The organism is Alloprevotella sp. oral taxon 473 str. F0040 (genome assembly GCF_000318095.2).
Taxonomy (GTDB): domain Bacteria; phylum Bacteroidota; class Bacteroidia; order Bacteroidales; family Bacteroidaceae; genus Alloprevotella.
The window spans coordinates 130,525-142,972 of sequence record NZ_KB290716.1; the positions used below are offsets into that span (position 1 = coordinate 130,525).

The 12,448-nt window shown below is 48.6% G+C and carries 11 protein-coding genes; all 11 read right to left on the reverse strand.

What is annotated here, in order from left to right:
- Window positions 1-658 precede the first annotated feature (658 nt).
- Complete coding sequence (locus HMPREF9999_RS04715) at window positions 659-2,131, reverse strand: NADH-quinone oxidoreductase subunit N (protein WP_009437289.1); 1,473 nt, start codon at window positions 2,129-2,131, stop codon at window positions 659-661.
- Between the two features lie 23 nt (window positions 2,132-2,154).
- On the reverse strand, window positions 2,155-3,690 hold the full coding sequence (locus HMPREF9999_RS04720) for a NuoM family protein (protein ID WP_009437290.1): 1,536 nt from the start codon (window positions 3,688-3,690) through the stop codon (window positions 2,155-2,157).
- Between the two features lie 10 nt (window positions 3,691-3,700).
- Window positions 3,701-5,674 (reverse strand): NADH-quinone oxidoreductase subunit L, encoded by a 1,974-nt coding sequence (gene nuoL, locus HMPREF9999_RS04725; protein WP_009437291.1) that lies wholly within the window; start codon window positions 5,672-5,674, stop codon window positions 3,701-3,703.
- Between the two features lie 22 nt (window positions 5,675-5,696).
- Window positions 5,697-6,005: an NADH-quinone oxidoreductase subunit NuoK gene (gene nuoK, locus HMPREF9999_RS04730; RefSeq protein ID WP_009437292.1), complete on the reverse strand. Its 309-nt coding sequence runs from the start codon at window positions 6,003-6,005 to the stop codon at window positions 5,697-5,699.
- A gap of 44 nt (window positions 6,006-6,049) precedes the next feature.
- The gene (locus HMPREF9999_RS04735; protein ID WP_009437293.1) at window positions 6,050-6,565 is read right to left on the reverse strand and encodes an NADH-quinone oxidoreductase subunit J; all 516 of its coding nucleotides are present in this window, start codon (window positions 6,563-6,565) and stop codon (window positions 6,050-6,052) included.
- Window positions 6,566-6,583: 18 nt separating this feature from the next.
- Entirely contained in the window at window positions 6,584-7,054 is a 471-nt protein-coding gene (locus HMPREF9999_RS04740; RefSeq protein WP_009437294.1) for a 4Fe-4S dicluster domain-containing protein, read from the reverse strand.
- A gap of 24 nt (window positions 7,055-7,078) precedes the next feature.
- A complete protein-coding gene (gene nuoH, locus HMPREF9999_RS04745; RefSeq protein ID WP_009437295.1) occupies window positions 7,079-8,158 on the reverse strand; it encodes an NADH-quinone oxidoreductase subunit NuoH in 1,080 nt (359 codons plus the stop codon).
- 42 nt (window positions 8,159-8,200) lie between these two features.
- Window positions 8,201-9,760, reverse strand: coding sequence for an NADH-quinone oxidoreductase subunit C (locus HMPREF9999_RS04750; RefSeq protein ID WP_044063175.1), 1,560 nt, complete (start codon window positions 9,758-9,760; stop codon window positions 8,201-8,203).
- A gap of 443 nt (window positions 9,761-10,203) precedes the next feature.
- Window positions 10,204-10,842, reverse strand: coding sequence for an NADH-quinone oxidoreductase subunit B (locus HMPREF9999_RS04760; RefSeq protein WP_009437297.1), 639 nt, complete (start codon window positions 10,840-10,842; stop codon window positions 10,204-10,206).
- On the reverse strand, window positions 10,833-11,183 hold the full coding sequence (locus HMPREF9999_RS04765) for an NADH-quinone oxidoreductase subunit A (protein WP_009437298.1): 351 nt from the start codon (window positions 11,181-11,183) through the stop codon (window positions 10,833-10,835). Before HMPREF9999_RS04765 ends, HMPREF9999_RS04760 begins: the two co-directional genes overlap by 10 nt.
- Window positions 11,184-11,640: 457 nt before the next feature.
- Window positions 11,641-12,249, reverse strand: a complete 609-nt coding sequence (locus tag HMPREF9999_RS04770; RefSeq protein WP_009437300.1) for a DUF3575 domain-containing protein — start codon at window positions 12,247-12,249, stop codon at window positions 11,641-11,643.
- Window positions 12,250-12,448 lie beyond the last annotated feature (199 nt).

Consider the following 12,448-nt stretch of genomic DNA (forward strand, 5'->3'; position numbering starts at 1 on the left):
CGATAAGCCAAATCTTGATGAGCTACTCTGAAGAGTACAACCACAAACAAGACCACCCAGAAAGTGGCCCAGAGAGCGAAGATACCGAGAGCCAGAGCAAGACCCCACATCAAAAGAATAAAAGTAGCCATAGTCCAATGTTTTAGAGAGTCCATCAATTATTCTTGCCACAAAAATAAAAATAAAATCACACCTCACCAAGCATTTAGCCAAGAATCTGAACTTTTGCCCTAGCCATCATCGTGCATTCATGTCACTGACATAGAAATTGGCGCGTAGGGCGTACTCTTTAAGTTGAAAAAACCTACAGATATAGTGAATCGTGTCCTAAATCTAGAACTCTATCCATCATCTACGTTGCTCTGCACCACACCTCTATATGATAAACTCGGAGGACTCTGAAAAAACGTCGGAGATTTTCAAAATTATCTCGGAGAAAAGTCAAAAAAAACTCCGACGTTTATGGAAAATTCTCGGACGTTTTTCGAGAAACGTCGGAGTTCTTGTGAGGAAATAGCCTTTATGACACAAGAGCGCTCACAGAGCATTATTGTATTGATGGAGCAATAGGAACACGAAAAGAAAATGGTGGACACTTCACGAGGAAGTGTCCACCATTAAATATGTGAGAAACTGCGTTTATGCTATGAGAAGCGCATTACAAAAAAGCGCGAAAAACACCGTAAGAGAAGGTGTCAAGATAGCTGTAAACGCAACCTAAGATGCCGAGGAGCATAACACCTGCTACGCAAATGGCGATGGCAGTGCGAGAATAACAGTCGCTCTTGAAAGTGGCAATGGGGTTCTCGTTGGGATTGATGTACATCGCTTTCACAATGAGGAGGTAGTAGTAGAGTGAAATCACCGTGTTGATCAAGGCGATGAGCACCAACCAATGATAACCTGCGTGGAAAGCTGCCATGAAGACGAAGAACTTCGAGAAGAAGCCTGCAAAGGGAGGAATACCTGCCAAGGAGAACAAGCAGAGCGTCATGATGAACGAGAGCTTGGGATTGGTGCGGTATAGTCCATTGTAGTCGTCTATGCCGATGAGTCCGCTGTTTTGTTCCACAACATTCATCACGGCAAATGCACCCATATTGGCTACCAAATACACCAAAAGGTAGAAGACCATAGAAGTCATGCCTTGCGCTGTGCCGCCCATGAGAGTGAGCACGAGGTAACCTGCTTGAGAGATGGCAGAGAAAGCCATGAAACGCTTGAGGTTCTTCTGGCGGATGGCGAAGAGGTTGGCAATGGTGATAGAGGCAATGATGATCCAGAAGAAGGCAATGTTCCATGCTTCAAAGAGACCACCGTTAGCCGAGAACACTTTCGTGAGCACAGTGAAGAGCACGAAGGCAGCACTACCCTTGGAAATCACGCTCAAAAAGCCCGTAACGACGGTGGGTGCTCCTTCGTAAGTGTCAGCAGTCCAAAGGTGGAAGGGAACAAGAGAAATCTTGAAGCCCATGCCGGTGATGAAGAAGAGCATGCCGAGGAGAGTGAATGCGTTGGCTTCGCCTAGGAGAGCGAAGACTCCGTCAAAATACAAGGTGCCTGTGCCACCATAGACCATGGAGAGACCATAGAGCAACAAGCCAGCAGAGAAGAGGGCAAGCAAGATGAACTTGGCGCCTGCTTCGGCACTTTCGTAGCGATACTTATCGTAGCTCACGAGAGCTGCCATGGGAATGGAGGCTAACTCAAGTCCGATGAAGAACATGAGGAAGTGTCCGCTGGAGATCATGAAGTACATGCCGAGGAGGGTGAAGAGCGTGATGAGATAGAACTCACCTTGTTTCACCAAATTCTCCTGACGTGACATCCAACTATGTGCCATGAAGAAGGTGATGAGCGTGCCGATGCTGAGCACCGACTTGACAATGCCGCTCATGGCGGTGGTGACGTACATGCCACCAAAAGCGGTGGTGGCTGCATCGCCACTGAGTGTGGGCACGAGATTCAACAATGTGTGCGCTGCCAAAAGGATGATGGGCAACGGAGTGTTGTAGATGCCTTTTCCCTCCTTGCCTTCGCTACTCATAAATAGGTCAGCAATGAAGAGGATAACAATCACTGCGAGAAGTGAAAGTTCTGCTTGCATGCTAAGAAACTGTGAAAAGTCCATGCTGTATTGATGAGTTTAGGAGTTTACAAAAAGGGATTACTGTGACTGGATAGGATGCTTCCTGCTTGTTGGAGCTGGTGAATCACAGGATGCACGCCACCTTGGATCATATTGCTCACCCAGAATGGGGCAAGACCGAGGCCTGCTACTGCCAAGATGAGAACGATGACAGAGAAACGCTCGTCCCATGTGGCATCAGTGAGTTGGAGATGATGCTCATTGGTAGGCACTCCATAGAGGATTTTACCGACAAGGCGCAAGATGTAGACCGCGGTGATGACGATGGAGGTACAAGCGATGATGGTCATGGTGGTGTAGAACGTGCCGGTGTTCTCGAACGACCCTACAAAGATGGTCATTTCGGCTACGAAACCAGAAAGACCGGGAAGACCAAGGTTAGCCAAACCTGCGATGACATAGCAGACAGCGAGGAAAGGCATAATCTTCATCAAGCCTGCCAACTCGCGGATGTCACGCGTGTGGGTGCGACCATAGATGAAACCGATGAGCGCAAAGAAGAGTGCCGTCATCAATCCGTGAGAAAGCATCTGAAGGATGGCACCTGTGCTAGCGGTTTCGGTGGCCATGCAGATAGCGAAGAGCACGAGTCCGCAGTGAGAAACCGATGAATACGCGTTGATGTATTTGAGGTCGGTCTGCACACAAGCAGAGAAAGCTCCATAGACCACAGAGATACCCGTGAGGATGAGGAAAATCCAACTGAGTTCGTTGGCAGCCTCAGGCAAGAGATACATGGCGATGCGGAAACATCCGTATCCACCGAGCTTCATCAAGACACCAGCATGGAGCATAGAAACTGCAGTAGGTGCAGAAGCGTGACCGTCGGGTGACCAAGTGTGGAAGGGGAACAAGGCTCCAAGGATACCAAAACCTACGAAAGTCATGGGGAACCAAATCAACTGCCAGTTGGTGGCAATGGCGTGCGCCCCGTTGGTATGGTTGGCGATGTCGATGATGTTCATGGTTTGACCACCTGCACCATAGAAGATGCCGAAGATGCCGCACATGAGGAACGCAGAACCGCCCATAAGCATGAGGGTGAGCTTCATAGCTGCATATTCTTTGCGACCGCTACCCCACACTCCGATGAGGAGATACATGGGGATAAGTGCGATTTCATAGAACATGAACATGGCGAACATGTCGGTGGTGATGAAGAAGCCAAACACACCCATGGAGAGGAGGGTGAACCAGAGGAAGTATTCCTTGGTCAATGGCTTGAGTTGCCAAGAAGCGAAAGTACCAGTAAAGGTGATGATGGCAGAGAGGAGCAACATGGCTACGCTGATGCCGTCAACTCCTACGGTATAGTTGATGTGAAGTGGAGGAAACCACTCTACACTGCTGACGAAAAGCATTTCGCTGTGGGGATCGAGCGCGCGCGCATCGAGGAATGCGAAGACAAGATAGACGGAAAGTGCCAAGAGGGCGGTGCTCCCGGCTACCATGACGCCTCGAACCTGATTGAGACTGCGCGCAATCCATAGCGCGGGCAGCATCAAAAGGGGAATTAGTACGAATATCGAAAGAAAATTCATAGTCGTGATGTTAGAGTATCATGATGAGTAAGAGCACCAAAGTGCCGAGGAGGAAGACGAATGCGTAAGTTTGCACACTTCCGTTTTGCAAGCCTCGGATGCAGAGTGAGAGACGCTGCGTGCCCCAAGCCAAGAAGTCGAAGAAGCCATCAATGATGTGGCGATCAAACCATGCAATGGGACGAGAGATATAACGGAAAATGATGCGGTGCGTTACGAATTGGTATACTTCATCCATATAGAAACGCTTGAACGCCCACTGGTGAAGATGGGGCAAAGCTGCGTGCATCTTTTCTGCAATAGGTTGCTTCTTGCCAGCATAGATGTAGGTGGCAAGGGCAATGCTCAACACGGCAATCACACTACTGGTGATGGCTACGCTAGCATCCAAATGGATGTCGTAAGCTGTGCCAGCTGCAGAAACGAAATGTCCGAAAGGCATCCAACCAGCAAAGAGGGTGATGGCACTCAAGATGATGAGTGGGAGCGTCATGGTCCAAGGCGATTCGTGGGGAGTGTGATGTGCGTATTGCTCGCTATTATCTTGGCCCCAGAAGATGCCGTAGTAGAGACGGAACATATAGAAGGCGGTCATGGCAGCTACCATGGTCATCCACCAACCAAGCACGGGGCTGTAGTGGAAGCAGGCGGTGATGATCTCATCTTTGGAGAAGAAACCAGAAAGTCCTGGAATACCCGCAATGGCCAAGCAGCTAATGAGGAAGGTGATGTGGGTGATCGGCATATACTTGCGCAATCCGCCCATCTTGCTCATTTCGTTGCTGTGGACAGCGTGGATGATGCAACCTGCGCCTAAGAAGAGGCAAGCCTTAAACATGGCGTGCGTGAAGAGATGGAACAAACCCGCCATGTAACCGAGGGAAGCATGATTGTCTATCAAGGCTCCTTCGTGACCAGGAAGGCTAGCTCCGAGGGCTACCATCATAAAGGCGATTTGTGAAATCGTAGAGAACGCGAGTACGCGCTTGATGTCACTTTGCACACAGGCCACTGCAGCGGCATAGAATGCGGTGATTGCACCTACCCATACGACAATCGAAAGAGAAGATGGTGCGTATTCCATCCACATGGGGAACATGCGGGCGATTTGTACGACACCCGCAACGACCATCGTAGCAGCGTGAATCAAGGCGGACACAGGCGTTGGGCCTTCCATCGCATCGGGCAACCAGATGTGAAGGGGGAACATGGCACTTTTACCAGCACCACCAATGAACATCAACACCAAAGCGGTGGGGATGAGGAAGCTCGCTGCAGCTACTTCTTTGCTAATAGCAACAGGAAGGAAGGCAGCAGCTCCAGCACCGTATTGGATGTTCTCCGTGAAAGAGAAGTTGAAGCTCTGAGCATAGTACCCGAAAATCAGGATACCCACCAAGAAGAACATGTCGGCAAAGCGAGTGACGATGAAGGCTTTCTTGGAAGCTGCGATAGCTGCAGGACTGGTGTAGTAGAATCCGATGAGGAGATAGGAAGAAACACCCACCAACTCCCAGAAAAGATACATTTGGAAGATGTTGGTCGCCAACACCAAGCCGAGCATTGACATGGTGAAGAGGCTCAAATAGGCATAGTAGCGTTGGAAACCACGCTCACCGTGCATATAACCGAAGGAATAAAGGTGCACCATCAACGACACAGTGGAGATGACCACGAGCATCATCACAGAGATGGGATCGAGAAGAATTCCGAGGTCGAAGTGGAGATTACCGAGCGGCAGCCAAGTAATGTTGTAAGGCACCATAGTAGGAAGGGTGCCATCAGCCAGACGTTCAGTACCGAAGAAGTACTGATAGGCTGTCGCGTAAGACAATATCGTCACCAAAGCCAAAGAAATGGTACCGATAAGTCCTGCTGCTTTGTGGCTCCACACCTTGCCAGTCTTGGTGATGTCGAGATCTACTACACCAATCAAGAGGAAGGAGAGGAGAGGAAGTAGGAGGATAAAGATAGTATAATCCATTGTTTATAGTTGCTTTGAGTCGTTACCACTTCATCTTCTTCAACTGGTCTACAGAGAGATTGTTGAGGTGACGATAGATGTTGATCATAATGGCAATGGCGATGGCACTTTCTGCTGCGGCAATGGCAATCGCGAAGATGGAAAAGAAGAGACCTTCGTGTCCACCAGGAAACAATAGGCGATTGAAGACCGCAAAGTTGAGGTCGGCAGCATTGAGCATCAACTCGATGCTGAGCAAAATCGCCAATGTGCTCTTACGCGTGAGGAAACCATAGATGCCAGCAAACAGCATAACAGCCGATACGGCTAGAAGACAATCGATAGGTATCATAATGTTTTGTTCTGAATGTAGAGGGTTATTGCTGAATGTTGAAGTTATCGCTTACGCGCAATGACAAGACCTGCCACGATACACGCGAGAAGTAACACTGAAACGGCTTCAAAAGGTAGGAGATATCCGCCCTTATCGCCTGAAAGCATGTGGTAACCGATGTCGTGCATCGAAGGCACTGCAGCTTCTGAAGGCGCAGTAAGGAAGACATCACCGAAACCATGTGCCCAGAAGATACCACCAACCACGGCTAAACCTACGAGGCTAAGCACGAGAGCACTGATGGTTTTCAGGCGACTGCCCTTGGTGAGTTGTTCTTGCTGTCCACTGGTGAGCAAGATGGAAAACACATAAAGCACAATGATGCCTCCAGCGTAAACCATGATTTGCACCGAACCAAGGAAGGTGTAGCCCAGCAGGAAGTACAATCCAGCAGTGCCAAGCAGCACAAACAGCAGATAAGTGGCTGCGCGAATGATGCTCTTGGTCACCACCGTTGCGATGGAAGAACAGAGGATCAGCACGGCAAGCACCACAAACATAATATTGTATGCGTTCATTTTGCTGAGTTTATTAGATTACTTTTTAGGCTGCACCACCGAACCAGGGTGATTCAAATGTTTCACCAATTTGGTTCTATCGAAAACAGCATATTCAAATTCATTGTCAAAATCCAATGCACCATGAGGACAGCTCGTCACGCAGAGCATGCAATACATACAGCGACCGTGGTCGTAGATATGATTGAGCAGCACCTTTTTCTTACGTCCTGTTTCAGGATCTTCCAGCATCTCTGTTTCGATGATGATGGTATCATTAGGACATACATTTTGACAAACTCCACAACCAACGCACTTGTGTTGGTTGAGTTCATTGTGCGGAAGGATGAGTTGTCCACGAAAACGCTCAAACATCTTGTTCTCTTTGCGGTTTTCGGGGTAACGCTCTGTGATTTTAGGCGTCCAGAACTCGCGCATCGTGGTTTTCAATCCCGTGAGCAAGCTCTTCACACCTCCTACAAGTCCAGAGAAATAATTTTGATTTTCCATTGTTATATCTATTTGGAGGTGAGATTAGAAAGTCAAACCGAAACTAACAAGTACTGCCATCAACACGAGAAGCACCATTGACATAGGCATCAAATACTTCCACTCTAGGCGCAAGATTTGATCGACACGCAAACGAGGGAATGTCCAGCGGATCCAGAGCAACAAAGCTACGACGAAGAATGTCTTACCGATGAACCATACAAAGCCAGGGATGTAAGCCATCACTTCGTTGAATCCATCCAAACCTGGCACTACGAGGGGAGCCCAACCACCCAAGAACATGGTGGCTGCCATACCCGCGCAGATGACGATGTTGAGGTATTCGGCGAGATAGTAGAAACCGAAGTCCATGCCGGAATATTCGGTGTGGTAACCAGCGGTCAATTCACTTTCACTTTCAGGCAAGTCGAAAGGTCCACGGTTACATTCAGCATTACCGGCAATGAGATAAATCACAAAAGCAGGAATTGCCACAATGTGACCACGGAAAATGTTCCAGCCAAATTCGGCTTGTTGTTGGCAAATTTCAGAGAAACTCATGGTTCCGGTGAGGCAAATCATGCTGAGCATGACCAAACCGATGGAGAGTTCATAGGAAATGATTTGTGCACCTGCACGCATCGAACCGACAAGCGCAAACTTGTTGTTGGAAGACCAACCAGCGAGCAGAATGCCCACTACGCCCACACTGCCCACAGCTAGGAAGAAGAACACGCCCACATTGAAATCAATGATTTGCGCGCCTTTGTTCCAAGGCAAGCACGCGAAGGTGACCATAGAAGCCGTCACCACGAGGAAAGGCGCGATGCGGTGCAAGAATTGGTCGGTTTTACGGAAATTGATGACTTCTTTGGTCATCATCTTGAGCACGTCGCTTATCACCTGTAGCAAGCCCCACTTACCCACACGGTCTGGTCCAATGCGGCACTGGAAAGCTGCGCAGACTTTACGCTCTGCGTAGATCATGATGATGGCGAAGATGGCGTAGATGGTGATGATAACCAACGCTACCAGCACGCTTTCCACCAAGATTGCCAAGCTATCTCCCATCCATCCAGAGAGCAAGCTGTGCAGCCAAGTCGTCACGACAGAAAAATCAAACATAATATGTTTTGTTATTGGGTTAATTCTTGAGAGAAATTCGCTTTATCGGTCGATATCGGGCACTACATAGTCGATAGTTCCACCGATAGTGATCAAGTCGGCAATCATATTGCCACGACATGCCGTGTCCATCACTGCCACAAGCGGCAGACCCGTGGCGCGATAGTGCAAGCGATAGGGGAACTTATCACCACGACTCTCGAGATAAACACCCAAGATACCACGGCTTCCCTCTACAGCTGAATAGTAGCAACCAGCAGGTAGTTTAATCACGGGCTTCATCTTCTCAGCGAAGTTACCCTCAGGAATGTTGTCAATCAGTTGTTCGATGATATGGAGCGATTCGCGAATCTCGTCGAGACGAATCATATAGCGTGCAAAACTGTCGCCTTCGGTGCGCACCACTTCATTGAACTCTACGCGATCATAAGCAGCATAGGGGCGATGCTTACGCAAGTCGTTGCTCCAACCAGAGGCACGTCCAGTGCCACCAGTGCAACCAAACGAAATGGCTTGCTCCTTGGTGATAATACCCACGCCCTTCGCACGTGTTTGGAAAATCACATTGCCTGTGAAGATGTCGTCATACTCTTGGAGATTCTTACGCATCGTCACGATGAATTCCTTCACGCGCTTTTGGAAGTTGGGGTGAATGTCATAGGCCAAACCACCAATCATGTTGTAGTTGAGAATCAAGCGGCCACCACAAGTCTCTTCAAAGATGTCCAAGATGAGTTCGCGGTCGCGGAATCCATAAAGGAAGGCCGTGGTCGCACCCATGTCTTGACACAAGCAAGAGAAGAAGAGCAAGTGAGAGTCAATACGCTGCAACTCGTCCATGATGGTACGAATCACTTGCACACGATCGCTCACTTCCACGCCCATAGCCTGTTCAATACAAGCACAGAGTGCGTGGCGGTTTTGCATCGCACCAAGATAGTCCATACGGTCGGTGAGCGCGAGTGTCTGAGGATAGGTCAGTTCTTCGCTGATTTTCTCAATACCGCGGTGGATATATCCGAGGTGTGGGTCGATTTTCGTAATCGTTTCACCATCGATGCGCGTGCGGAAGTGCAACACACCGTGCGTTGAGGGGTGTTGAGGACCGAGGTTGATTACATAATCATCCTCTGCAAAAAGTGGAGTTTCGGTTTTGTTGAGCGTGCCATCTTGATTGAGCGTGTAGCACACTGCCAAATCAGAGATAGGTTCATCGCCAACAGCGATTTCTTCGTTGTGTTCTTCAGGCTTATCGTCCTTGCGGAAGGGGTGTCCCACCCAGTCTTCGCGCAAGAAGATGCGGCGCATATCGGGGTGATTGAGGAACTTGATGCCATAGAAGTCATAAACTTCACGTTCGTAGAAATTGGCAATGTCCCAAAGGTCGCAAACAGAGTCGAGGTAAGGCTCTTCCTTGCTCTCTGCCACCGCCTTGATATGCTTCATCTCGAAAGTCTCAGCATTAGAAACGGTGTATACCACACCCATACCTTCTTCTCCCCAGTCTACACCAGTGAGATTTTCGAGGAAAGTGTAGCCTTCTGCTTTGAGAGCAGCCAGTTTATCGTGCAGTTCCTTGGGAGCTACCACCTCAGCTTTCACCTCATTCTTTGCAGGTTCTGCTGGTTTTGCCGCTGGACGTGGCGCAGCAGGGCGTGCAGGACGTGGAGCAGCAGGAGCAGCCGCAGCAGGTTGTTCCGCTGTTGCAGGCTTTTCGGCAGCAGGCTTTTCAGCCACCGCGGGCTTATCTTCTGCTTTTGGTGCAGGAGTTTCTGCCTTGGGAGCAGCTTCTTGTGCAGGAGCTGGAGTGGGTTGTGCTTCAGTGGTGGCAGTCTTTTCTTCCACCTTTGGCGCTGGAGCTTCAGCCTTGGGGGCTTCATTCTTTTCTTCCACCTTAGTTTCAGGGGTCACTGCTTCTGCTGCAGGTGCAGCGACTGCACTCACAGCATTATTTTCTGCCGCAGGAGACACATTTTCAGCAGCCTTGGGAGCAACTTCCGCGGCGGTATTTTCCGTTTGAGGCGTCAATTGTTCTTTTTCTTCCATTATGCTTCCTCCTGTTCGTTAAGCAGTTCTTTATATTCTTGTTGCATCTCGTTCTTGTAGGGGTCTGCTTCCTTGCGGTTCACTGTGCCGAAGAAGTTTTCCACACGCACTTTGCGCTGCAACTGCATCATACCATACAAGAAGGCTTCGGGACGTGGAGGGCATCCAGGCACGAAGACATCCACAGGAATCACCTTGTCCACCCCTTTCACCACGTGATAACTCTTGGTGAAGGGGCCACCAGAGATGGCGCAACCACCAATAGCCACCACATATTTAGGATCGGGCATTTGGTTGTACAAGCGTTTCAACACGGGAGCCATTTTGGTGGTAATCGTACCATTCACCAAAATCACGTCGGCTTGACGAGGACTGTTGCGGGTGATTTCAAATCCGAAGCGAGCCATGTCGTAGCGTGCAGCAGCCACAGCCATAAACTCGATACCGCAGCAACTAGTGGCGAAAGTCAAAGGCCAGAGAGAATTACTGCGGCCCCAGTCGATGAGTTGGTCAAGCTGACCGACCATCACGCCTACCCCATTCTCATTCAATTCTTGAACAAGCTTTTCGAGCGTCTCGTTGTCTTGAAACTCTTCGTAGGGGATATTGTTAATTTCGGGTCGTTTATTTATTGCCATTCTAAAGCTCCTTTCTTCCAGGCATAGGCAAGTCCTAGAACTAAGATAAACAAGAAGAAACCAATGCTCAACAATGCCGCAGGACCGAGCGTGCGCATCACGACAGCCCATGGGAAGAGGAACATGGTCTCCACATCGAACATGAGGAAGAGGATAGCAAAGAGGTAGTAGCCTACACGAAATTGCATCCACGAGCGTCCGCGAGTGGGAATACCGCACTCAAAGGGATCTTCCTTTTGGGCATTGAAGCTGCGAGGTGCCAATAGCTTTACGAGCACCGACACGAGACCTACAAACCCGAGTCCCGTCAGCAACGCTGTGACAAAAAGGGTAAAGTTCATTGTGCTAAGTGGAGATATTTAAATTGTTATTTTTTTAAGAGTCTTATTTATCAGCCTAAAAGGCCGTTACTGCCCTGTCATGGTAAGGAAAAAGGAATGGACAAGTGTCCACAAACGGTTCAGGCACGCCTAAAAGGTAGGCGTGCGCTTCAAGAAACAGAGAGATTACAATCCGATTTCTCGTGCTTTATACACTGATTCTCAATGGAAAACATGTTATGCCAATGATTTAGATTGGTGACTATGTTCACGATTCATCGTCTTACGTATCTGCAAAGGTACAATTTTTTATGTATTGGGCACGATTTTTCGCTAGTTTTTATCTAGCACACGTCCACTTTCGCACCGCAAAACGCGAAAACGCAACCTATCTTCTTTCTGCAAACAGCGCAGCACGCAGGCATAACTGCCCACTTGCTGCGCTATATCTATACGAGTAGAGGAGAAAATGCTATGTTTAGAAGCGATAAGTCACACCGATGTCCGCGGGGCAAAACGTTCCATATTCATTGCCAACGTGATAGCCATCAAGATTACGATTCTCCCATTTCTGACGTTTACTTTCAACATTCCAAATATTGCCAATCCCTATTTGTGTCTTGATCGCCCAGCGGTCGTTGATATTCCACGATCGTTCCCCTACAAGACTCACACTATAGGTGTAGAGTTGGTTATGCTCTTCGGGGTAGGACTTGATAAATGCCAACCGTTGATATGCCAATTGGGTGCGAACCGCAAAATAACTCCCTTCGTTATTCTCGTTTTCGGTGATGCCTGCAAAATACCAGCGCAGTCCGAGTTCGGCAGTTGGTTGAAATCCCGCATACGTCCAAGGGTTTCCCTCGTCAGACATCGAAAGGCCAAGTTTTCCAACGGCAGAAAACTTTCCGCCAATGGGCTGTTCATAGCTGACACCACTCAGCACTCCGACCTCAGCAGCAAACTTGGGTTCTGGTTTGTAATGTGTCGATGGTATACTTATTGGAATAAGAGAATTAAGAAAAAGACCAAGAGCACTAGCTACAAATTCGCCTAGCCTATCGGTAGAAGAAGTTAGAAAGAACATATTCAATCAATACTTATCAATACAAAATACGGCCAATCCATTCACTGCCATCTTGAGAAAAACAACATGCACATAGTAGGAAGTTCTTCATTGAAATAGATTGAAATAGGTTATTAAGTTTATCGATGCAAAGATAACAACAACCTTCATTCCTTACAAGGAACCCCCCAATTAAATTTCAATATACCGTGCATTTCTA